This window comes from Pseudomonas sp. PDM13 (assembly GCF_025685765.1).
GTDB classification, from domain to species: Bacteria; Pseudomonadota; Gammaproteobacteria; order Pseudomonadales; family Pseudomonadaceae; genus Metapseudomonas; species Metapseudomonas solani.
This window is the reverse complement of sequence record NZ_JAOTQU010000032.1, coordinates 48,303-70,992: the sequence shown is the minus strand read 5'-3', so window position 1 is coordinate 70,992 and position 22,690 is coordinate 48,303. Positions and strand designations below refer to the sequence as shown.

General features: G+C 68.0%; 20 protein-coding genes. 11 read left to right on the top strand and 9 right to left on the bottom strand.

Features of this window, described 5'->3' with window-relative positions; genetic code table 11:
• Positions 1–107 precede the first annotated feature (107 nt).
• The 6 genes from OEJ36_RS26645 to OEJ36_RS26620 all read right to left on the bottom strand — a co-directional run bounded on the left by OEJ36_RS26645 (position 108) and on the right by OEJ36_RS26620 (position 6,449).
• Positions 108–1,517, bottom strand: a complete 1,410-nt coding sequence (locus OEJ36_RS26645) for an amino acid permease (protein ID WP_021218439.1) — start codon at positions 1,515–1,517, stop codon at positions 108–110.
• Between the two features lie 487 nt (positions 1,518–2,004).
• Positions 2,005–3,783, bottom strand: coding sequence for an ABC transporter ATP-binding protein (locus tag OEJ36_RS26640; RefSeq protein WP_263404073.1), 1,779 nt, complete (start codon positions 3,781–3,783; stop codon positions 2,005–2,007).
• A complete protein-coding gene (locus tag OEJ36_RS26635; protein ID WP_263404088.1) occupies positions 3,776–4,378 on the bottom strand; it encodes a DsbA family protein in 603 nt (200 codons plus the stop codon). The genes OEJ36_RS26640 and OEJ36_RS26635 overlap by 8 nt, the downstream gene beginning before the upstream one ends.
• A 45-nt stretch (positions 4,379–4,423) precedes the next feature.
• Positions 4,424–5,359 carry a rhodanese-related sulfurtransferase gene (locus OEJ36_RS26630; protein ID WP_263404072.1) on the bottom strand — a complete coding sequence of 312 codons (936 nt, stop codon included), beginning with the start codon at positions 5,357–5,359 and terminating at the stop codon, positions 4,424–4,426.
• A 262-nt stretch (positions 5,360–5,621) separates the two neighbouring features.
• Positions 5,622–5,927: a BolA family protein gene (locus tag OEJ36_RS26625; protein WP_021218435.1), complete on the bottom strand. Its 306-nt coding sequence runs from the start codon at positions 5,925–5,927 to the stop codon at positions 5,622–5,624.
• 12 nt (positions 5,928–5,939) lie between these two features.
• Entirely contained in the window at positions 5,940–6,449 is a 510-nt protein-coding gene (locus tag OEJ36_RS26620; RefSeq protein WP_263404071.1) for a DUF2059 domain-containing protein, read from the bottom strand.
• Positions 6,450–6,753: 304 nt separating this feature from the next.
• Between OEJ36_RS26620 and OEJ36_RS26615 the strand changes: the two genes are divergently transcribed.
• From OEJ36_RS26615 to OEJ36_RS26605, 3 genes are all read left to right on the top strand, one after another.
• Entirely contained in the window at positions 6,754–7,767 is a 1,014-nt protein-coding gene (locus OEJ36_RS26615; RefSeq protein ID WP_263404070.1) for a DUF2804 domain-containing protein, read from the top strand.
• Positions 7,768–7,839: 72 nt separating this feature from the next.
• Complete coding sequence (locus OEJ36_RS26610; protein WP_263404069.1) at positions 7,840–9,234, top strand: class II fumarate hydratase; 1,395 nt, start codon at positions 7,840–7,842, stop codon at positions 9,232–9,234.
• Positions 9,227–9,844: an NAD(P)H-dependent oxidoreductase gene (locus tag OEJ36_RS26605; protein WP_263404068.1), complete on the top strand. Its 618-nt coding sequence runs from the start codon at positions 9,227–9,229 to the stop codon at positions 9,842–9,844. The genes OEJ36_RS26610 and OEJ36_RS26605 overlap by 8 nt, the downstream gene beginning before the upstream one ends.
• A gap of 108 nt (positions 9,845–9,952) precedes the next feature.
• Here the strand turns inward: OEJ36_RS26605 and OEJ36_RS26600 are convergent, their stop codons facing one another.
• The gene (locus tag OEJ36_RS26600) at positions 9,953–10,906 is read right to left on the bottom strand and encodes a DMT family transporter (protein WP_263404067.1); all 954 of its coding nucleotides are present in this window, start codon (positions 10,904–10,906) and stop codon (positions 9,953–9,955) included.
• A 279-nt stretch (positions 10,907–11,185) separates the two neighbouring features.
• Between OEJ36_RS26600 and OEJ36_RS26595 the strand changes: the two genes are divergently transcribed.
• Positions 11,186–11,392: a DUF6316 family protein gene (locus OEJ36_RS26595; protein ID WP_263404066.1), complete on the top strand. Its 207-nt coding sequence runs from the start codon at positions 11,186–11,188 to the stop codon at positions 11,390–11,392.
• A 206-nt stretch (positions 11,393–11,598) separates the two neighbouring features.
• Here OEJ36_RS26595 and OEJ36_RS26590 read toward each other — a convergent pair whose 3' ends face one another.
• Both OEJ36_RS26590 and pap read right to left on the bottom strand, forming a co-directional pair.
• Positions 11,599–12,783, bottom strand: coding sequence for a thiolase family protein (locus OEJ36_RS26590; protein ID WP_263404065.1), 1,185 nt, complete (start codon positions 12,781–12,783; stop codon positions 11,599–11,601).
• A 124-nt stretch (positions 12,784–12,907) separates the two neighbouring features.
• Entirely contained in the window at positions 12,908–14,395 is a 1,488-nt protein-coding gene (gene pap, locus OEJ36_RS26585; protein WP_263404064.1) for a polyphosphate:AMP phosphotransferase, read from the bottom strand.
• A 210-nt stretch (positions 14,396–14,605) separates the two neighbouring features.
• On the opposite strand from pap, the gene mnmC reads away from it, so the two are divergent.
• The 7 genes from mnmC (at position 14,606) to OEJ36_RS26550 (ending at position 22,677) form a co-directional block, all read left to right on the top strand.
• A complete protein-coding gene (gene mnmC / locus OEJ36_RS26580; RefSeq protein ID WP_263404063.1) occupies positions 14,606–16,582 on the top strand; it encodes a bifunctional tRNA (5-methylaminomethyl-2-thiouridine)(34)-methyltransferase MnmD/FAD-dependent 5-carboxymethylaminomethyl-2-thiouridine(34) oxidoreductase MnmC in 1,977 nt (658 codons plus the stop codon).
• Positions 16,583–16,822: 240 nt separating this feature from the next.
• Positions 16,823–18,295: an NCS1 family nucleobase:cation symporter-1 gene (locus OEJ36_RS26575; RefSeq protein WP_263404062.1), complete on the top strand. Its 1,473-nt coding sequence runs from the start codon at positions 16,823–16,825 to the stop codon at positions 18,293–18,295.
• Between the two features lie 197 nt (positions 18,296–18,492).
• The gene (locus OEJ36_RS26570) at positions 18,493–18,759 is read left to right on the top strand and encodes a metal-sensing transcriptional repressor (protein ID WP_263404061.1); all 267 of its coding nucleotides are present in this window, start codon (positions 18,493–18,495) and stop codon (positions 18,757–18,759) included.
• A gap of 25 nt (positions 18,760–18,784) precedes the next feature.
• On the top strand, positions 18,785–19,324 hold the full coding sequence (locus OEJ36_RS26565) for a rhodanese-like domain-containing protein (protein WP_263404060.1): 540 nt from the start codon (positions 18,785–18,787) through the stop codon (positions 19,322–19,324).
• The gene (locus OEJ36_RS26560; RefSeq protein ID WP_263404059.1) at positions 19,324–20,061 is read left to right on the top strand and encodes a sulfite exporter TauE/SafE family protein; all 738 of its coding nucleotides are present in this window, start codon (positions 19,324–19,326) and stop codon (positions 20,059–20,061) included. Before OEJ36_RS26565 ends, OEJ36_RS26560 begins: the two co-directional genes overlap by 1 nt.
• A gap of 12 nt (positions 20,062–20,073) precedes the next feature.
• Complete coding sequence (locus OEJ36_RS26555) at positions 20,074–20,772, top strand: MBL fold metallo-hydrolase (RefSeq protein ID WP_263404058.1); 699 nt, start codon at positions 20,074–20,076, stop codon at positions 20,770–20,772.
• A gap of 135 nt (positions 20,773–20,907) precedes the next feature.
• On the top strand, positions 20,908–22,677 hold the full coding sequence (locus tag OEJ36_RS26550; RefSeq protein WP_263404057.1) for an N-acetylglutaminylglutamine amidotransferase: 1,770 nt from the start codon (positions 20,908–20,910) through the stop codon (positions 22,675–22,677).
• Positions 22,678–22,690: the final 13 nt, after the last annotated feature.

Sequence of the window (22,690 nt, the reverse complement as noted above, 5' to 3'; positions counted from 1 at the left end):
AGGCGGCGCGACATGCTCGCAGATCGCCCCGCGCGGCGCCACGGCGGCGTTCGGCACCCGCAAAAAGGCCCGGCGCTGAGGCCGGGCCCGGATGACGCGAGGCGGGATCAGCCCGCGGCGTAGGCCTGCTTGGCACGGGCCGCGCTGGACAGTTTCAGGCGGTAGCAGCCCCACATCACCAGCAGCCACACCGGGATCGCATAGACCGACACCTTGATGCCGGGGATCAGCAGCATCACGCCGAGGATGAAGACCACGAAGGCCAGGCACAGCCAGTTGCCGAAGGGCGACCAGAAGGCGCGGAAGGCGGTGGGAATGCCTTCGCGGTCCTTGTGCTGGCGGAACTTCAGGTGCGAGTAGCTGATCATCGCCCAGTTGATCACCAGCGCCGCCACCACCAGCGACATCAGCAGCTCCAGGGCGTTGTGCGGCACCACGTAGTTCACCACCACGGCGAGGAAGGTCACCAGGGCCGAGACCACCAGCGCACGCACCGGCACGCCGCGTTTGTCCACGCGGGCCAGGGATTTCGGCGCATCGCCCTGCTCCGCCAGGCCCACCAACATGCGGCCGTTGCAGTAGGTGCCGCTGTTGTAGACCGAGAGCGCGGCGGTGAGCACCACGAAGTTCAGCAGGTGCGCGGCGGCGTCGCTGCCGATCAGCGCGAAGATCTTCACGAAGGGGCTGCCGCTGTAGGGGTCGCCGGCGCTGTTGATGCTGGCCAGCAGCGCATCCCAGGGGCTCAGGGAGAGCAGCACCACCAGGGCACCGACATAGAAGATGAGGATGCGCCAGATCACCTGGTTGATCGCCTTGGGGATCACCTGGCCGGGCTTCTCGGCCTCGGCGGCGGTGAAGCCGAGCATTTCCAGGCCCCCGAAGGAGAACATGATGAAGGCCATGGCCATCACCAGGCCGCCGATGCCATTGGGGAAGAAGCCGCCATGGGCCCAGAGGTTGGACACGGTCGCCTGCTCGCCGCCGGAGCCGCTGAACAGCAGCCAGCAACCGAGCACGATCATCCCGACGATGGCCACCACCTTGATCATGGCGAACCAGAACTCGGCCTCGCCGAACAGCTTCACGTTGGCCAGGTTGATGGCGTTGACCACCACGAAGAACACCGCGGCCGTCGCCCAGGTGGGCACCTCCGGCCACCAGAAGTGGATGTACTTGCCCACCGCGGTGAGCTCGGACATGCCCACCAGGATGTACAGCACCCAGCAGTTCCAGCCGGAGAGGAAGCCGGCGAAGCCGCCCCAGTACTTGTGGGCGAAATGGCTGAAGGAGCCGGCCACCGGCTCGTCGACGATCATCTCGCCGAGCTGACGCATGATCAGGAAGGCGATGAAGCCGCAGATGGCGTAACCGAGGATCATCGACGGGCCGGCGGACTTGAGCACCCCGGCCGAGCCGAGGAACAGGCCGGTGCCGATGGCGCCGCCGAGGGCGATCAGCTGGATATGGCGATTCTTCAGGCCGCGCTTGAGCGTGCCCTGGGATTGCGTGTCGTGCATGGCGTCACCTTTTGATTGTTGTCGTGACGGAAATCGGACCCGCAGCGCTTGTGGCGCGGCGGAATGGCAAGGCGGGTGAACCTTTCAGCGGGCGTCGGGCGGCACCTCCCCCCAGGCAGGGAGCGGTCGGGCACGACGATTCGCGTTGACAGGGATGCGCGCCGAGGCCGACGGGTCACAGGCACAGGCGACAAGGGAGAATCCAGGCGCACGGGCGCCGGGCTGCAAGGCTGGGGTCATCGGGGACCTCCGGGTTTTGTTGTCATGGGCGTGGGCGGTGGCCGGCACGCGTGGCGGGGGCCATCACACCCGCCCGGAGGCGCGGAAACAAGGCACAGATAGGCGGGGAAACTGTGATGGCCGCCTGGCCCGGCGGCAGCTTTTCCTTACGCCGGGCAGGCGCCCGCGGCCCGCGTGGGGCCGGGGGGCGATGGCGTAATGAAAAGTTGACGGAGCGGTGCGCCAGCGTGACGCAACGGCTGCCCGGTCAGTGCTGCAGGTGGCCGTAGAGCTTGGCGTAGAGCCCGCCGTCGGCGATCAGGCGCTGGTGGTCGCCGTCCTCGGCGATGCGCCCGCCGTCGAACACCAGCACCCGGTCCGCCTGCTTAACCGCAGACAGGCGGTGGGCGATGATCAGCGTGGTGCGCCCTTCGAGGAAGCGCGCCAGGGCCTGGTGCAAGGCGTATTCGGTGGCGGCGTCGAGGGCCGAGGTGGCTTCGTCGAGGATCACCACGCGCGGGTCCGCCAGCACCATGCGCGCCACCGCCAGGCGCTGGCGCTGCCCACCGGAGAGGCGCACGCCGGAGCGGCCGACGATGCTGTCCAGCCCTTGCGGCAAGGCGCGGATGGTATCGGCCAGCTGGGAGATTTCCAGCGCGCGCCAGCAGGCCTCGTCGCTGCGCTCGCGGCCCAGGGTGAGGTTGGCGCGCACGCTGTCGTTGAACAGCGCCGGGTGCTGCAGCACCACCGCCACATGCTCGCGTACACGCTCCAGGCCGATCTCCTCCAGGCTGGCGCCGCCGAAGCGGATGGTCCCGGCCTGGGCGGTATAGAGGCCCAGCAACAGCTGCACCAGGGTGCTCTTGCCGCCGCCGCTGGCGCCGACTATGGCCACCTTCTCGCCGGGGGCGATGGACAGGTCCAGGCCATCCAGCACCGGTTCGTCGCCATAGGCGAAGCGCAGCCCTTCCACCTGCACGCCCACCGTCTCGCGGCCCGTGAAGGGGTCGACGCGGCCGGCGTATTGCGGCTCGTCGGCGCGGGCCAGCAGCTCGTTGATGCGCGTCAGGGCGCCGCCTGCGGCGTAGTAGGAGTACTGCAGGCCGAGCAGCTGCTCCACCGGGCCGATCATGAACCAGAGGTAGCTGAACACCGCCAGCATCTGGCCGATGGACAGGTCCGAGAACAGCACGGTGAGCATGGCTGCGGCGCGGAACACGTCGATGCCGAACTGGAACAGCAGGCCGCTGGTGCGCCCGGCGGCGTCGCTCTTCCACTGCGAGGCGACGGCGTAGTCGCGCACTTCCTTGGCACGCAGGCCGAGGCGGCCGAGGAAGAAGCCCTGGCGGTTGCCGGCGCGCACTTCCTGGATGGCTTCCAGGGTTTCGGTCAGCGCCTGGGTGAAGCGCGAGGTGCTGTCGTTCTCCAGCTTCTTCAGGTGCTTCACCCGCTTGCCCAGCTGCACCGTGGACCAGATCACCAGCGGGTTGAACAGCAGGATCAGCAGCGCCAGCTTCCAGTGCATCCACATCAGGATGCCGGCGGTACCGGCAAGGGTGAGCATGGCCACGAGGAAGCGGCTGAGGGTCTCGCCGATGAATTTGTCCAGGGTGTCCAGGTCGGTCACCAGGTGGGCGGAGACGGTGCCACCGCCCAGGCTTTCGTATTCACCCAGGGAAATGCGCTTGAGGCGCTCGATCAGGCGCACGCGCAGGCGGTAGACGATGTCCTTCGACAGCCGCGCGAAGAGCCGCGCCTGCAGCACGTTGAACACCAGCGCCAGGCTGCGCAGCAACAGGGTGGTGACCAGCATCAGGCCTATATAGCCGGCGGCCACCTGCCAGCCATCGGGCAGGAAGCGGTCCATGAATTTCAGCGCGGCGTCGCCCTGCTTGAGCAGCACCTCGTCCACCAGCAGCGGCAACAGCAGCGGGATGGGCACGCTGCACAGGGTGGCGAAGACGGCCACCAGGTTAGCCAGCCACAGGGCCTTCTTGTGACGCAGGGCGAGACGGCGGATCTCCGCCCAGCTAAGACGATCAGGCATGGGTCGCACGCTCCAGCCAGCGGGCCAGCAGCGGCGCGAGTTCATCCAGGCTCTGGTAGCCGTTGGTCAGCAGCGCCAGCTGGCCATCGCGCTCGGCGAGCAGCGTGGGGAAGCCGGCGATGCCCAGGTCCTGCACCCAGGTGAAGTCTTCGGCGGTGGCCTGGTGCGCGGCAGCACCATCGAAGGCCTCGGCGAACTCGATGCGCGGGATGCCGGCCGCCTCGGCCAGCTCCACCAGCACCGCCGCCTGGGTCACGTCGCGACCCTCGGCGTAGAAGGCATGCTGGATCAGCTTGACCAGCGGCCAGGTGGCCTCTTCGTGCAACGAGCGGGTCACCACCAGGGCGCGGCAGACCGGCTCGGTGTCGTAGACGAAGCCGTCCGGCAACGCTTCCTCGAAGCGGAAAGGCTGGCCGGTGGCGTCATGCACCGCATGCCAGTGTTCGAGGATGTAGCGCCGGGTATTGGGATCGAGCGAGGCGCCCTGGCCGGTGCGCAGGCCGCCCGCCACCAGGTGCATGGGAACGCCGGCCGCACGGGCCTGCTCTGCGAGGGCATCGGCCACCGGGGCGAAGCCCCAGCACCAGGAACACATCGGGTCCATCACGTAGAGCAGGCGGGTCTTGGGCATCGGGCTCTCTCAACTCTCCATGGGCTGGCGCGGGTTGCGGCCTATCGGGTGCGGCAGGTTGCGTTCCTTGGCCAGTTCGATCTGTTTCTGCCGCTCGCGGGCGCCGGCGCGGGTCTTCTCGCTGAGGCTGTCCCAGCAATGGGGGCAGCTGATGCCGGGGGCGTAATGGGGCGATTGGCGATCTTCGACCGAGATCGGGTTGCGGCAGGCGTGGCACTGGTCGAAGTCGCCCTCGGTCAGATCGTGGCGCACGGTGACGCGGTTGTCGAAGACGAAGCAGTCGCCGCGCCAGAGGGTGTCCGCCTCGGGCACCTCTTCCAGGTACTTGAGGATGCCGCCCTTGAGGTGGAAGACCTCCTCGAAGCCTTCGTTGAGCATGTAGGCCGAGGCTTTCTCGCAGCGGATACCGCCGGTGCAGAACATCGCGACCTTCTTGTGCACCGCCGGGTCGTAGTGCTCGCGCACATACTCGGGGAATTCGCGGAACGACTTGGTCTTCGGGTCCACCGCGCCCTCGAAGGTGCCGATGGCCACTTCGTAGTCGTTGCGGGTGTCGATCAGCAGCACCTCGGGGTCGCTGATCAGGGCGTTCCAGTCCTGCGGCTCGACGTAGGTACCCACGCGCTGGTTGGGATCGACGCCGGGCACGCCCAGGGTGACGATCTCCTTCTTCAGCTTGACCTTGGTGCGGTAGAAGGGCTGCTCGTCGCAGTACGACTCCTTGTGGTCGAGGTCGATGAAGCGCGGGTCGACCTTGAGCCAGGCCAGCAGCGCGTCGATGCTCTCGCGGGTGCCGGAGACGGTGCCGTTGATGCCCTCCTCCGCCAGCAGCAGCGTGCCCTTGATGTCGTTCTCGACCAGGGTCTTGAGCAGGGGTTCGCGCAGGGCGACGTAGTCTTTCAGGGAGACGAACTTGTAGAGCGCCGCGACGACGATCCGGGACATGGTGATTTCCTCCAGTGGTCGCCCACGCAAAGGGCGGACCGGGTGACAAAAACGACAGCGCCGGCAAGGCCGGCGCTGGGGCGGATTCTAGCAAAAAGCGCAGCCGGGAAGCTGCGTGAAAAGGTCTCAGGCGACTTGTGGTGCCCGCGCAACGGCCCCTGTGGGCGCGAATTCATTCGCGATGACCGCGACTCCGGCCTTCGCGGTTGAAACCGCTCCCACAACGGGCCTTACTGTGCCCCAGGGAAGATCCCCGGCGACCTCAGAGATCGTGCTTGCTGCCGCCCTTGCAGGTGGGCGAATCCGGTGCGGCGCCTTGCGCAGCCCACTCCTCGGGGGTGTAGGTGTGCAGGGCCAGGGCATGGAACTGCCCCATCAGCTCACCCAGGGTGGCGTAGGCCTTCTGGTGGCGCTTGACCGCATTGAGACCGGCGAACGCGGGGCTGACGATCACCGCCTTGTAGTGGGTCTCCAGGCCGCGACTGTGCATATGGCTCTCGTCCAGCACCTCCAGGTGCTGGGGCTCGAGGGCCGCAAAGGCGGCGAGGATTCGATCACGCATGCTCATGCAGGGCTCCGCTTACTTCTTCTTCTGGTCCTTGGGGGCCAGTTCGCTGGTCATGTCGGCCAGCAGCTTGTTCACTTCCGGCACGGCCGCTTCCAGGCGCGACTGGGTCAGCTGGGCGGATTGCGCGGTGAGGGTCGGCATCTTCTCCAGAACTTTCTTGCCCAGGGGCGATTCGTAGAAGGCGATCAGGTCCTTCAGCTCCGGCTCGGTGAAGTTGGTGGTGTAGATCTTCACCAGCTCGGGCTTGAGCTTGTCCCAGCCCACGGCCTTGTCGAGGGCGGTGTTGGCCTTGGCCTGGTAGCTCTCCAGGGCGGCTTTCTTGTCCGCCGGCGCGCCGCTTTGCTCGTAGCGCTGGGCGAACATCTGCTGCACCTGGCCGTAGACCGGCACGGTGAGCTTGTCGGCGTGGGCGAGCTTGAGGAAGCGCTCAGCGTTGGCGGCATGACTGGCGGCATCGGCCAGCGCCTGGCCACTGGCGCAAGCGAGCAGGACGGCGGTGCAAAGTACGCGAAGCTTGGTCATCGGTATTCCTTTGTCTGAGCGGTTACGGGGGGTTCCCCGAGGGCGGGTCATTCTGCGCCCGAGCCCATGGGGAGCTCAAGCGATGGGGACGTGTGCCGGATCACGGCCAAACTGTGGATCGGTGCACTCCAACGGTCTATTGTCAAAATGCCATCACTTGCTCATGCTAGCGGCCTCTGGGCATCCTTCCGCGTCAATAAAACGCTGTCAGCCCGCCGACACAACGCCCCTTTGGGCCATGGGTCGCGCGCAATGTTCCCCGCCTCTTCGAAAATGGAAGCTGCACCCCACATGGACGTGTCCGATGACTAGCCATATCACTGCACTGGCGCCGCCCGGGCCGGCCGCGCTGTGCGATGCCCAGGGCCGATTGGAGCCACTGGCCATCGGCTGGTCGAACCGTCCACGCCTGAACTGCGCCATCCCCGGCAACGTCGGCCGGCGCAAACGCTGGAACCACTGGTGCATCACCACCCCGCAGTGGGTGCTGTCGCTGACCCTCGCCGACCTCGACTACCTCGGCTACTGCGGCGCCTACTTCCTCGACCTGGAGACGGGCCTGGCGGTCAACCACTCCCAGCTGCGCCTGTTCGGCCGTGGCTGCCGCCTCCCCGACACACCGCTCGAAGGCTATGAATTCCAGCACCCGCGCCTGCACCTGAAGGTGGACGAACACCCCGGCCGCGCCCGCATCACCGTCGCCGTACCGGATATCGGCGGCCAGCCGATGCAGGCCGCCCTCGACATCCTGCGCCCCCTGCACCTGGATTCGGTGAACCTGGTGGCGCCCTTCCCCGGCCATGGCTTCCACGCCAGCAGCCGCCAGCTCGGCCTGCCCGCCAAAGGCAGCGTGCAGCTGGGCAATCGCCATTTCGACTGCCAGCCCGGCCAGAGCTTCGCCGCGCTGGATTTCGGTCGCGGCGTCTGGCCGTTGCACAGCCACTGGACCCGCGCCGCCTTCGCCACCAGCGGCGGCATCGCCGGCAACTTCGGCGCCGGCTGGACCGACGCCAGCGGCCTCACCGAGAACGCCCTGTGGTTCGGCGGCGAGCTGTCCAAGCTGGACCGTCCGGTGCGCATCGAACAGGCGCAGACCAACCCCCTCGCGCCCTGGCAACTGAGCACCGAATGCAACCGTGTGCAGCTCACCTTCACCCCACGCCAGCTGCACCAGGCCAACCCGCGCCTCGGGCCGCTCTTCGCCGACACCCGCCAGTGGTTCGGCCGCTTCGACGGCGTGCTGCGCGGCCCCACCGGCGAACGCGTACCGGTGGACAACGCCCTGGGCTGGCTCGGCTCCACCCACGCACGCTGGTAATAGCGCCCCCCGTTGAACCCCATGCTCCATCTGCGGCCTAAACTGCGGAAAATATCTTCTGGAGCATGCGCAATGAGCCGTACCGAAACTGACAGCCTGGGCCCGGTGGAAGTCGCTGAAGACGCCTACTGGGGCGCCCAGACCCAGCGCTCGCTGGAAAACTTCGCCATCGGCGTCGAGCGCATGCCGCTGGCGGTGGTGCACGGCCTGGCGCTGATCAAGAAGGCCGCGGCGCGGGTCAACGGCCGCAACGGCACCCTCGCCCCGGACATCGCCCGCCTCATCGAACAGGCTGCGGACGAAGTGCTCGCCCACCGCCACGACGAGCAATTCCCCCTGGTGGTCTGGCAGACCGGCAGCGGCACCCAGAGCAACATGAACGTCAACGAGGTGATCGCCGGCCGCGCCAACGAACTGGCCGGCAGCACACGCGGCGGCAAGAGCCCGGTGCACCCGAACGACCACGTCAACCATGCCCAGAGCTCCAACGACAGCTTCCCCACGGCCATGCACATCGCGGCCGCCCAGGCAGTCCATCAGGAACTGCTGCCGGCCCTGGCCGAACTCAGCGGCGGCCTCGCCGAGCAGGCCGCCCGCCATGCGCGCCTGGTGAAGACCGGGCGCACCCACATGATGGATGCCACCCCTATCACCTTCGGCCAGGAACTGTCGGCCTTCGTCGCCCAGCTCGACTACGCCGAGCGCGCCATCCGCAATGCCTTGCCGGCGGTCTACCAACTGGCCCAGGGGGGCACCGCCGTCGGCACCGGGCTCAACGCGCCCCACGGCTTCGCCGAAGCCATGGCCGCGGAACTGGCCGCACTGGCCGGCCTGCCCTTCGTCTCCGCCCCCAACAAGTTCGCCGCCCTGGCCGGGCACGAGCCCCTGGTCACCCTCTCCGGCGCCCTGAAGACCCTGGCGGTGGCGCTGATGAAGATCGCCAACGACCTGCGCCTGCTGGGCTCCGGCCCCCGTGGCGGCCTGGCCGAGGTGAAGCTGCCGGCCAACGAGCCGGGCAGCTCGATCATGCCCGGCAAGGTCAACCCGACCCAGTGCGAGGCGCTGTCCATGCTCGCCTGCCAGGTGATCGGCAACGACACCACCATCAGCCTCGCCGCCAGCCAGGGCCACCTGCAGCTCAACGTGTTCAAGCCGGTGATCGCCCACAACCTGCTGCAATCCATCCGCCTGCTGGCCGATGGCGCGCGCAACTTCCAGCGCCATTGCGTGGCCGGCATGGAACCGGACGCCGCGCGCATGGCCGAGCACCTGGAACGCGGGCTGATGCTGGTCACCGCCCTCAATACCCATATCGGCTACGACAAGGCCGCGCAGATCGCCAAGAAGGCCTACAGCGAAGGCACCACCCTGCGCGAGGCGGCGCTGGCCCTGGGCTTCGTCAGCGAGGCCGATTTCGATGCCTGGGTGCGCCCGGAAACCATGCTGGAGGCCGGCCAACATGGTTGATACCGCCAAGCACGGCGCCACGCCCCTGGAAGGCGACGGCAAGCGCATCCTGATGATCTTCGGCTCGCCCAAGGGCAACAGCCTGTGCAATGCCCTGGGCGAAGCCTATGCCCAGGGCGCCCGCAGCGAAGGCCACGTGGTGCGCCTGCTCAAGCTCGGCGAGATGGAGTTCGACCCGGTGCTGCACCAGGGTTACGACCAGAGCCAGGCGCTGGAGCCGGACCTGCTGGAGGCCCAGCGGCAGATCCACTGGGCCGAGCACCTGGTGTTCGTCTACCCGGTCTGGTGGGGCGGCGTGCCGGCGCTGCTCAAGGGCTTCTTCGACCGCGTGTTCCTCCCCGGCTTCGCCTTCCGCTACCGCGGCGTGCGCTCCTGGGACAAGCTGCTCGAAGGCCGCACCGCCGACCTGCTGGTGACCCTGGACACACCGCCCTGGTACTTCCGCTGGATCTACGGCGCCCCCGGGCACCGGCAGATGACCCGCACCATCCTCGGCTTCTGCGGCATCAAGACCCGCCGCCTAACCGAATTCGCCCCGGTGCGCCCCTCCACCGAGGAACAGCGCCAGGCCTGGCTGCGCAAGGCAGAAACCCTGGGCACCCGCAACTAGCGACACGGGCGTCGACCCTGTAGGTCGGGTGCAACCCGACACGGAGGTAGGCTGTAGCCCGGGCTTCAGCCCGGGAAAGCGGCGGCACGGAGCCCCCGCAAGCCCCCTTTACAGCGCGCGAACCTGGCGCGCCTTCCAACTGCGCACCAGCGAAGGCGCGAGGGCGGTGAGCGCGGAGCCCAGCACCACCAGCAAGGCACCGCCGTAGGCGATGCCGTTGAGCTGTTCGGGCACCACGTGGTCGGGCCAGAAGCTGGCGGCGACAGCCACCGAGGCGAAGGTCACCAGCGGGGTGATGGCCAGGGTGGCGCTGACCCGCGAAGCTTCCCAATGGGCCAGGGCTTCGGCGAAGGCGCCATAGGCCACCAGGGTGTTCAGGCAGCAGGCCAGCAACAGCCAGCCCTGCAACGGCGACAGCTGCAGCGCTTCCAGGGGCGACACCCAGGGCGTCAACAGGGCCGCGCAGCCGAGGTAGATCACCATCATCACCTGCATGGAATTCCACACCGTCAGCAGCTGCTTCTGCGCCAGGCCGTAGAAGGTCCAGACGAAGGCCGCCGCGAGCACGATGAGCACGCCGGTGGTGTAGGTGCCCAGGGAGGTGAGCAATTCATCCAGGCGCTGGTTGAAGAACAGGCCGAAGCCCAGCACCAGCACCGCCAGGCCGAGTGCCTGGCCGATGCTGAAACTCTCCTTGAAGATGAACAGGCTGCCGATCAGGAAGAGGATGGGCGCCACCTGGATCACCAGCTGCGTGGTGCCGGGGCTGAGCATCTTCAGGCCGATCAGGTAGAGCACGTAGTTGCCCAGCAGCCCGGCGATGGCCAGCGCCACCAGCCCTCCTCCCTTGCGTCCCAGCGGGCGGAAGCGCGGCAGGCGGCGGGTCGCTGCGAGCCAGACGAACAGCAGCGAGCCGGAGACCAGCAGGCGAAACCAGGTGACGGTCACCGGGTCCATCACCTTCAGCACTTCCTTGAGCTTGATCGGCAGGATGCCCCAGAGCACGGCGGTGACTAGGGCGAGAAACAGGCCGTACAGCCAACGGCCGGAAGAAATGTGCATGAAGACCTCGAAGCAGGCAGGACCCGGCCTACACGGCACGGGCCGGTCATTCTAGAACCTGGCCCGCTGCACACACAGCAACACCTGGCCTCGCAGCTGGCGTGCAACTGTACCGGTCAGAGCGCGGCCAGGTGCCGGTTTTCCAGCGCCATTTTTATGAAAAAGTCGCGAACGTTCACGATCAGGCAGCGATTGCTACCGTTTATCGTCTCCCTGCGCAGCCCCGGGAACGCGCATTAGACTCAAAAATATCCGACCCATTCACCCGGAGTAATCAGCATGTTCGGGCAACGCACCGTGGACGCCGCAGCCAGCACCCATTACCGCAGCGACCGTGTCAGCGCGGTGAATGGGCAGTACTTCTTCGCCACCCGCGAAGGCACCCTCGAAGGCCCCTACTTCACCCGCGCCGATGCCGAGCGCGAGATCGCCTTCTACATCCGCCGCATGGTGCAGGCCGGCGACATCATTGCCAGCCGCCTCTGAGCGCCGCGCATACGACCGCAAGCGCAGCCCCGGCGGCTTCTCATCGCGAATGAATTCGCTCCCACAGGGCGGCGCTATGCGCCGCTTGGCGACTGAAGTCGCCCCTACAAAAAACGCCGCCCGACCCAGGGTACGCAGCGCCCAAAGAAAAACCCGCAGCGGCCAGGCCGTTGCGGGTTTTCTCATTGCAGCGTCCGTGGAGCGGATCAGCGCACCGCTTCGAACAGCCCGGTGGCGCCCATGCCGCCGCCCACGCACATGGTGACGATGCCGTAGCGCTTGCCCTGGCGCTGCAGCTCGCGCACCAGGTGGCCGACCTGGCGCGAGCCGGTCATGCCGAAGGGGTGGCCGATGGAGATGGAGCCGCCGTTGACGTTGTACTTCTCGTTGTCGATGCCCAGGTGGTCACGGGCATACAGGCACTGCGAGGCGAAGGCTTCGTTCAGTTCCCACAGGTCGATGTCGTCCACCGACAGGCCACGGGCCTTGAGCAGCTTGGGCACCGAGTAGATCGGGCCGATGCCCATCTCGTCGGGCTCGCAACCGGCGACGGCGAAGCCACGGAAGAAGGCGCGGGGCTTGAGGCCCAGCTCGATGGCCTTGTCCAGGCTCATCAGCAGGGTCATGGAAGCGCCGTCGGACAGCTGCGAGGAGTTGCCGGCGGTGACCGAGCCGTCCTCGGAAAACACCGGCTTCAGCGACGCCAGGCCTTCCAGGGTGGTGTCGGCGCGGTTGCAGTCGTCGCGGTCGACCACGCCGTCGAGGATCCTCTTCTCGCCGGTGGCCTTGTCCTCGACCCCGTACTTGACGTTCATCGGCACGATTTCATCGTCGAACAGGCCGGCGGCCTGGGCGCGGGCGGTGCGCTGCTGGCTCTGCAGGGCGTACAGGTCCTGGGCCTCGCGGGAGACATTGTAGCGGCGCGCGACGATCTCGGCGGTCTGGCCCATCGGATAGTAGATGCCGGGGTGTTCCAGCTTCAGGCGCGGGTTGACGAAGTTGTCCTGGTTGATGCTTTTCAGCGTCAGGGTGATGGACTCGACGCCGCCGGCGACCATCACGTCGCTGCAGCCGGAAGCGATCTGGTTGGCGGCGATGGCGATGGCCTGCAGGCCCGAGGAGCAGTAGCGGTTCAGGGTCATGCCGGCAACGCCGATGCCCAGGCCCGAGAGCACCGCGACGTTACGGCCGATGTTGTGGCCCTGGGCGCCTTCGTTGGAGCCGGCACCGACCACGCAGTCGTCCACCAGCGTCGGGTCCAGGTCATTGCGTGCCAGGAGGGCGTTCACGCAGTGGGCGGCCATTTCGTCCGGCCGGGTCATGTTGAACTTGCCGCGGAAGGACTTGGCCAGGCCGGTCCGAACGCTGTCGACTATCACCACTTCACGCATGACGCACCTCTTTCTTGTGGGTTTGAGGACGGGTGTCCATTGACGATGGCCGGAGCATAAATCCACCCAATGTCGCAGGGCGATGATCATTCACCCTGCGTATGCGCGGCCATCGCCCGCCGGTTCAACCCTTCTTGAAGGCCCGTTCCAGCGCCTCGTTGATGGTGCGCAGCACCTTCACCCGGGCATAGCGCTTGTCGTTCGCCTCGATCAGGGTCCAGGGCGCCAGCTCGGTGCTGGTGCGGTCCACCATGTCGCCCACGGCGTCGACGTAGAGGTCCCACTTGTCGCGGTTGCGCCAGTCCTCGTCGGTGATCTTGTAGCGCTTGAAGGCGGTTTCCTCGCGCTCCTTGAAGCGGCGCATCTGCTCGTCCTTGTCGATGGACAGCCAGAACTTCACCACGACGATGCCATGGTCGTGGAGCTGCTCCTCGAAGTCGTTGATCTCGCTGTAGGCGCGCAGCCAGTCGGCTTCCGAGCAGAAGCCCTCGACCCGCTCCACCAGCACCCGCCCGTACCAGGAGCGGTCGAAGATGGTGAACTGCCGGCGCGGCGGCACATGGCGCCAGAAGCGCCACAGGTAGGGCTGCGCACGCTCTTCCTCGGTGGGCGCGGCAATGGGCACGGTGCGGTACTGGCGCGGGTCCAGGGCCCCGGTCACCCGGCGGATGGCACCGCCCTTGCCGGCCGCGTCGTTGCCCTCGAACACCGCCATCAGCGCATGCTCGCGGAAGCGCTTGTCGCGCATCAGGCCGGCCAGGCGCGCCTGTTCGGTGGCCAGTTGTTCCTTGTAGTCGTCCTTGCTCAGCTTCAGGCTCAGGTCGAGGCTGTCGAGCAGGCCGCGGTTGTCCAGGCTGGAAACCAGCGGTGCCGCATGGGGCTGGGGAATCGCGCGGTCCTTGCGCTTGAGCGCGGCCTGCAGGCTTTCGAGGATGATGCGGCCGACGCTGAGGCTGCGGTAGTTCTCGTCGATGCCCTCGACCACGTACCAGGGCGCGTAGTCGCGGCTGGTGCGGCGCAGCATGCGCTCGCCGAAACGCACGAAGCGGTCGTAGGTCTCGCTCTGCTTCCAGTCCAGCGGGTTGAGCTTCCAGCTGCGCTGCGGGTCTTTCTCCAGGTCCTTGAGGCGCTGCTTGAGCTGCTTCTTGGACAGGTGGAACCAGAACTTGAAGATCAGCGCGCCCTCGTCGCAGAGCATGCGTTCGAAGCGCTCGGCGAAATCGATGGCCTGGTCGAAGCGGCCGTCCTTGATGTCGCCTTCGACCCGCGCATGGAGCATCTGGCTGTACCAGTTGCCGAAGAAGATGCCGGTCTGCCCCTTGGCCGGCAGCTTGCGCCAGAAGCGCCACTGCGGCGGCCGCGACAGCTCTTCGTCGGTGGGCAGGAGGAAGCTCTCGACATGGATCAGGCGCGGGTCCATCCACTCGTTGAGCAGCTTCACCGTCTCGCCCTTGCCCGCGCCCTCGATGCCGTTGATCAGGATGATCACCGGGAAGCGTGCCTGCTGTTTCAGCTCGAACTGCGCCTCCAGCAGTGCCTCGCGCAGCTCCAGCACCGCTTTCTCGTAGGTTTCCTTGTCGATGAAATGACCGATTTCCGCAGATTCGAACATGCGACTCTCCCAGGTTGATGCAGAAAAAATAGCGGAAGACGCGCCGTCGCGGGGTGAAAGATTCGATGGAATCGCGGGTTTCCCCGTAGGAGCGAGCTCTGCTCGCGAAGCGCCCAATCCCAAAGTGCATCGCCCCAAGCGTCCCCCTGTCGCACTCTCCCGCCCAGCCTGATCGGCTACTATTCGCGCTTCGTTCCGCCGGGGTCCTCCATGTCCGATTTCCATCACGCGCTGCTCGCCTGGGACGAGCAGGGCCAGCCGTTGTCACGCGAATTCGACGACGTCTATTTCTCCCCCGTCTCGGGGCTCGACGAGACGCGGCACACCTTCCTCGACGGCAACGAATTGCCCCGGCGCTTCGCCGAACTGGCCGCCGGCGAGCGCCTGGTGGTGGGCGAGACCGGCTTCGGCACCGGCCTGAACTTCCTCAGCACCTGGCAGCTGTTCGACGAGCTGGCGCCGCCCGGTGCACGCCTGCATTTCGTCAGCGTCGAGAAGTACCCCCTGGCCCGCGAAGACCTCGCCCGCGCCCTGGCGCTGTGGCCGCAACTGGCGCCCTTCTCCGGTGCGCTGCTGGACCAGTACCGCGCGGTGAACCCCGGCTTCCAGCGCCTGCTCTTTGCCGAGGGGCGGGTGACGCTGACGCTGCTGGTGGGTGATGCGCTGGACTGCCTGCCCAAGCTGGATGCCCGCATCGACGCCTGGTTCCTCGACGGCTTCGCCCCGGCGAAGAACCCGCAGATGTGGTCCCCCGAACTCTTCGCCCAACTGGCGCGGCTCAGTGCGCCGGGCGCCACCCTGGCCACCTTCACCAGCGCCGGCTTCGTACGCCGCGCGCTCAAGGAGGCCGGCTTCCAGATCCGCCGCGCCCAGGGCTTCGGCAGCAAGTGGCACATGAGCAAGGGCCGCTTCCTGGGCGAGCCCACCAGCGCCGGCAAACCCTGGTTCGCCCGCCCCTCCCCCTTCGCGGGCGAGCGCCAGGTCCTGGTGATAGGCGCCGGCCTGGCCGGTTGCGCCAGCGCCGCCAGCCTCGCCGCCCGTGGCTGGCAGGTGACCCTGCTGGAGCGCCATGCCGGCGTTGCCGAGGAGGCCTCCGGCAACCCCCAGGGGGTGCTCTACCTCAAGCTTTCCGCCCATGGCACGGCACTGTCGCGCCTGATCGTCAGCGGCTTCGGCCACACCCGCCGGTTGCTCCAGCACCTGCAGCCGAACCAGGACTGGCAAGGCTGCGGCGTGCTGCAGCTGGCCTTCGAAGCCAAGGAAGCCGAGCGCCAGGTGAGCCTGGCCGCCGCCTTCCCCGCCGGCCTGCTGCGTCGGCTCGACCGTGAAGAGGCCGAAGCCATCGCCGGCGTCGCCCTGCCTGCTGGCGGGCTGTTCTACCCCGAAGCCGGCTGGGTCCACCCACCCGCCCTGTGCCGCTGGCTGGCCGGGCAACCCGGCATCCGCCTACTGCCCCACAGCGAGGCCTTGCAGCTGCGCCGCGAGAATGGCCGCTGGCAGGCGCTGGACGGTGAGCAGGTGCTGGCCGAAGCACCGATCGCGGTGCTGGCCGGCGCCGCCGAAATCCTCCGTTTCCCCCAGGCCACCGGCATGTTGCTCAAGCGCATCCGTGGGCAGATCAGTCGCCTGCCGGCCACCGCCAGCAGCCGCGCGCTGGCCACCGTGGTCTGCGCCGAAGGCTATGTCGCACCGGTGCGCAACGACGAGCACACCCTGGGCGCCAGCTTCGATTTCCACAGCCAGGACCTGGCGCCGACCACCGCCGAGCACGCCGGCAACCTCGAGTTGCTGCAGGAGATCTCCCCGGACCTCGCCGAACGCCTACAGGCCGAGCAGCTCGACCCGGCGCTGCTGGAAGGCCGCGCCGCCTTCCGCTGCACCACGCCGGACTACCTGCCACTGGTAGGCCCGCTGTGCGACGCCGCCGCCTTCGCCGAAACCTATGCCGTGCTGGGCCGCGACGCACGCCAGGTGCCGGATGCACCGGCGCCCTGGCTCGACGGCCTCTACGTCAACAGCGGCCATGGCTCGCGGGGCCTGATCACCGCACCGTTGGCCGCCGAGTTGCTGGCCGCCTGGCTGGACGACGAACCCCTGCCGGTGCCCCGCGATGTGGCCGAAGCCTGCCACCCGAACCGTTTTCCCCTGCGCCAGCTGATTCGCGGCAAGAACGCCAGCCGTACCTGACAGGTACGGCTGGCTTCGCCGCCTCGGCCAGCCAGAAAGCGCCAGCAGGGCTGAGCGCCATCTTCCTTAAATCCTATAACTTCATATAAATCATGAAGTTATAAAACATATCCACACCGCCCTGCGCGAATCCCGCCCTGCTGCGATCCGCCACGGACCTCCGCACAATCCGCCGGCTGGAGCCTGTGCTCCCGCCGCCCCGCCCGGGGCGACCGACCCCGAGGATGCGAGGAACCGCGGATGCCCCTCTCCCAGAACCAGGAGCCGATACGGCTGCCACTCGACCCCAGCCCCAGCCTCTATAACGACGACCTCGCCCCCAACAGCCCCGACGCGCGGCACTGGGGCAGCTACAGCCTGTTCGCGCTGTGGACCAACGACGTGCACAACGTCGCCAACTACAGCTTCGCCATCGGCCTTTTCGCACTCGGCATGAGTGGCGGCCAGATCGTCGCCGCCATGGGCCTCGGCGCGCTGCTGATCTACGGGTTGATGAACATTTCCGGCTACATCGGCCAACGCACCGGCCTGCCCTACCCGGTGATCTGCCGGGTCGCCTTCGGCACCCGTGGCGCGCAGTTTCCGGCGCTGATCCGCGCGGTGATCGCCGTAGTCTGGTTCGGCATCCAGACCTACCTCGCCTCCCTGGTGCTCGGCGTCCTGCTGCTGACCCTGGCACCGGGGCTGGCCGCCTGGAGCGACGGCGATGTGCTCGGCCTCTCACCCTTCGGCTGGGCCTGCTTCATCGGGGTGTGGCTGCTGCAACTGGCGATCATGGCCTACGGCATGGAGATGATCCGCCGCTACGAAGCCTTCGCCGGCCCGGTGATCCTGCTCACCCTCGCGGTGCTCGCCGCCTGGATGTACTGGAAGGCCGGCCTGCGCATCGCCTGGGCCAGCAGCGAACCCGCCAGCGGTGCCGCCGGCTGGTTCCGCGTGTGCTCCGGCGCGGCCCTGTGGATCAGCCTCTACGGCACCATGCTGCTGAACTTCAGCGACTTCTCGCGCCATTGCCCCGATGCGCGCACCATCCGCCGTGGCAACTTCTGGGGGCTGCCGGTGAACATGCTGCTGTTCGGCTGCATCGCCGTGGTGCTCGCCGGCAGCCAGTTCGCCATCGACGGCCAGGTCATCACCAGCCCCACCGACATAGTCGCGGCCATCCCCGCCAAGCCCTTCCTGGTGCTCGGCTGCCTGGCGCTGCTGATCGTCACCGTGGCGGTGAACATCATGGCCAACTTCGTCGCCCCGGCCCTGGTGCTCTGCAACCTGGCGCCACGGCAGCTGAACTTCCACCGCGCCGGGTTGCTGGCCGCCGCCCTCGGTGCGCTCATCCTGCCGTGGCACCTGTACAACAGCCCGGAGGTGATCCTGTATTTCCTCGGCGCCCTGGGGGCACTGCTGGGGCCGCTGTACGGGGTGATCATGGTCGACTACTGGCTGGTACGCCGGGGCCGGCTGGATATCCCCGCGCTCTACAGCGCCGCGCCCGACGCCGCCTACCACTACCGCCACGGCGTCAACCCACGCGCCCTGGCCGCCCTGCTGCCAGCCGCCATCATCGCCATCGCCCTGGTGCTGCTGCCCAGCCTGGAGGCCCTCTCCAGCTTCAGCTGGTTCATCGGTGCCGGCCTGGCGGCGGTCTTCTACCTGCTGGTGGGCAACCGTCGCTACCGCTTCGATGTCTGGAAGGAAGCCTTCAAGCGCCACTGACGACGCAGCCGGGCCCCCATCCGCCCGGCGGCAACGCGTCGCAGCTGACAGCCACACAGGGCGAACCTATACTCCCCAGGGTATGAACCCCATGGAGTATCCGCCATGCCCCTCAGCCTCTCTTCGCACCGCCGCGCCCGTGGCCACGTCGCCAGCGAAGCGCGCGAGCCTTCCCCCTTTGCGCGCGCGGTGACGCCATGAGCGGCCCCACCCCGGAGCATCAGGACGCCATGCTCAAGCGCCTGGCCCGGGTCGAGGGGCAGGTGCGCGGCATCCAGGCGATGATCCGCCGCGGCGAGCCCTGCGAGGCCATCGCCCAGCAGTTCTCCGCCGCCCGCAAGGCGCTCGACAAGGCCTACCAGGAGATGCTCGCCTGCCTGGTCGAGGAAACCGTGCTCGACCCGGATCGTGACGCCGCCGAAACCCTGGCGCGGGTGCGCGCGATCTTCACCAAGTACACCTGACACATACCCCAGGGGAGTACCCGACATGGACGACACCATCCGCCTGATCGACGCACCGCGCTTCGCCGAGCTGCACCAGCGGGGAGCGGTCCGCTTCCTTGTCGACGTGCGCAGCCCGGCGGAATACCGCGCCGGGCACATCGCCGGTGCCCGCAACCAACCCCTGGGCAGCCTGGACCCCGCGCGCCTGGCCGAGCGCCTACGCGGCGAAGGCCTCAACGGCGGCGACGAGCTCTACCTGATCTGCCAGAAGGGCCAGCGCGCGCGCCAGGCGGCCGAGCGCTTGAGCGCCCTGCTGCCGGGCGTGCAGGTGATCGAAGGTGGCACCGAGGCCTGCCTGGCCTGCGGCATGCCCCGCCAAGGCAGCGGCGGCGGCCTGGAGCTGCAGCGCCAGGTGCAGATCAGCGCCGGCAGCCTGGTGCTGCTGGGCGTGGTCCTCGGCACCTGGCTGCATCCCGGCTGGTACCTGCTGAGCGGCTTCGTCGGCGCCGGCCTGACCTTCGCCGGCCTCAGCGGGACCTGTGGCCTGGCCCTGGTGCTCGCCCGCATGCCCTGGAACCGCTGATGCTCCTCGAAGCCCTCGCCATCGGCACCTTGCTCGGCCTGCTGCTGGGGCTGACCGGCGCAGGCGGCTCGCTGGTGGCCCTGCCCTTGCTGCTCAGCCTGCACCTGCCGCTGCGCGACGCGGTGGGCGTCAGCCTCGGCGCAGTGGCCCTCACCGCCCTGGTCGGCACCCTGCTGCGCCTGCGCCAGGGCCTGGTGGCCTGGCGACCGGTGCTGTTGCTCGCGGCCAGTGGCCTGCCCGGCAGCGCCCTGGGCCAACGGCTCGGCCAGTGGGTGCCGGAGGGCCTGCTGATCACCGGCTTCTGCTTGCTGGTGCTGTGGTCGGCCTGGCGCCTGTGGCGCGGCGCCAAACAGCCGCGCGCCGGCAGCGGCCCCGTGCGCTATCTGCCCTTGCTGGCCATAGGGCTGGGCGTGGGCGTGCTGTCGGGGCTGATGGGGGTCGGCGGCGGCTTCCTGGTGGTTCCAGCGCTACTCTGGTTCACGCCACTCTCGGTCATGGCCGCCACCGCCACCTCCCTGGCGGTGGTCGTGGTGGTGTCCGGCGGCGGCTTCCTGCTCTACCTGGGGCAGGCCCAGCCCCCCGCGCTGCTGCTCGGCGCCCTGGCCTTCGGCGGCGCGCTCGGCATGCTGGTCGGCAACCGCCTGGCGTACCGCCTGGGCGGCCCGGCGCTGCAACGCCTGTTCGCGGTGCTGCTGGTGATCACCAGCCTGTCGGTGGCCCTGCAGAAACTGATCTGAGGAGATTGCACCATGCTGCTGCGCCAGCTCTTCGATGCCGAAAGCTCCACCTACACCTACCTGCTCGCCGACGCCGGCGAGGCGGTGCTGATCGACCCGGTGAAGGAACAGCTCGACGCCTACCTGCGCCTGCTCGACGAACTTGGCCTGCGCCTGGTGCTGGCCCTGGACACCCACACCCACGCCGACCACATCACCGCCCTGGGCGACCTGCGCGAGGCCACCGGCTGCCACAGCGGCTTCGGTGTCGAAAGCGGCAGCGCCTGCGCCAGCTTCACCTTCGCCGAGGGCTCGCGCCTGCGCTTCGGCGCCCGCGAGCTGATCGCCTGGTACACCCCCGGGCACACCTCCGACTCCTATTGCTTCCTGCTGCCCGGCAGCACAGCCGACGGAGCTCCAGCGCGGGTGTTCACCGGCGACACCCTGCTGATCCGCGGCACCGGCCGCACCGACTTCCAGAACGGCGACGCCCGCGCCCAGTGGGCCAGCCTGGGGCGCCTGCTGGCGCTGGCGGACGACACCGAGGTGTGCCCCGGCCATGACTATCGCGGCTGGACCCGTTCGAGCATCGCCGAGGAACGCGCCCACAACCCGCGCCTGCAGGTGGCGGACGCCGAGGCCTATGCGGCGCTGATGGCCAGCCTGCGCCTGCCGAACCCGCGTCTGATGGACATCGCCGTGCCCGCCAACCGTGCCTGCGGCCGCCTCTGAAACGCGCTCCCGGGCCGCAAAGCGGCTCTTTCTCTAATAACTATTTGATCTAAACCATCCGCAAAAATACCGGTCGGACTCTTACCGCCTGCTTGAAAGCAGGGGTATCCCCAACGGCAGAACCGGTAAGGACTTATGTGCGGCATTTCTGGAGAGTTACGCTTCGACAAGCGACCCGCCGACCTGGCTGCGGTCGAACGAATCACCCATCACCTCGCCCCTCGCGGCCCCGATGCCTGGGGCTTCCATAGCCAGGGCCCCATCGCCCTGGGCCATCGCCGGCTGAAGATCATGGACCTGTCCGACGGCTCTGCGCAGCCGATGGTCGAACCCGACCTGGGCCTGGCGATGAGCTTCAACGGCGCCATCTACAACTTCCCCGAACTGCGCGAAGAGCTGCAGGGCCTCGGCTACCGCTTCCGCTCCGGCGGCGACACCGAGGTGCTGGCCAAGGCCTGGCACGCCTGGGGCAAGGACATGCTGCCCAAGCTCAACGGCATGTTCGCCCTGGGCATCTGGGAGCCGGGCAGCCAACGCCTGTTCCTGGCCCGCGACCGCCTCGGCATCAAACCGCTGTACCTGTCGCGCACGGCCAGCCGCCTGCGCTTCGCCTCCAGCCTGCCGGCGCTGCTCAAGGGTGGCGATATCGACGGCACCCTGGACGCCGAGGCGCTCAACCACTACCTCAACTTCCACGCCGTGGTGCCGGCACCGCGCACCCTGGTCAAGGGCATCGAGAAGCTGCCGCCGGCCAGCTGGATGATGGTCGACGCCGACGGCAACATCGACCAGGGCACCTGGTGGAACCTCGACTACGGCCATCGCGCCGACGAGGCCGGGCTGCAACTGGCTGACTGGCGCGACCTGCTGCTGGGCAGCCTGCGCGATGCCGTCGCCGTGCGTCAGCGCGCGGCCCGCGAAGTGGGCGTGCTGCTCTCCGGCGGCGTCGACTCCAGCCTGCTGGTGGGCCTGCTGGCCGAGGCCGGCGTCGAGGACCTGCTGACCTTCTCCATCGGCTTCCAGGATGCCGGCGGCGAGCGCGGCGACGAGTTCGAGTACTCCGACCTCATCGCCCGCCGCTACGGCACCCGCCACCACCAATTGCGGGTCGGCGAGCACGAGATCATCGAGCAGTTGCCGGCGGCCTTCCGCGCCATGAGCGAGCCGATGGTCAGCCACGACTGCATCGCCTTCTACCTGCTCTCCCGCGAGGTCTCCAAGCACTGCAAGGTGGTGCAGAGCGGCCAGGGCGCCGACGAGCTGTTCGCGGGCTACCACTGGTACCCGCCGCTGGCCGACACGGCCGACCCCTTCGCCACCTACCGCGCGGCCTTCTTCGACCGCAGCCACGCCGACTACCGCGACACCGTGCAGCCGGCCTGGCTCACCGGGGACGTGGCCGGCGACTTCGTCCGCGAGCACTTCGCCCGCTCCGGCGCCGAAGACCCGGTGGACAAGGCCCTGCGCCTGGACAGCACCATCATGCTGGTGGACGACCCGGTCAAACGCGTCGACAACATGACCATGGCCTGGGGCCTGGAAGCCCGCGTGCCCTTCCTCGACTACCGCGTGGTGGAGCTCTCCGCGCGCATCCCTTCGCGCTTCAAGCTGGGCGATGGCGGCAAGCAGGTGCTCAAGGAAGTCGCCCGCCAGGTCATTCCCCACGAGGTGATCGACCGGCCCAAGGGCTACTTCCCCGTGCCCGGCCTCAAGCACCTGCAGGGCAAGACCCGCGACTGGGTGCGCGAACTGTTGCTGGACCCGAGCCAGGATCGCGGCCTGTTCAACGCCGCCACCCTCGAACGCCTGCTGGCCAACCCCGCTGAAGACCTGACCCCGCTGCGCGGCTCCAAGCTGTGGCAGATGGCGGCGCTCAACCTCTGGCTCAACGAGCAGGGGCTCTAAGGAGAGATTCGCG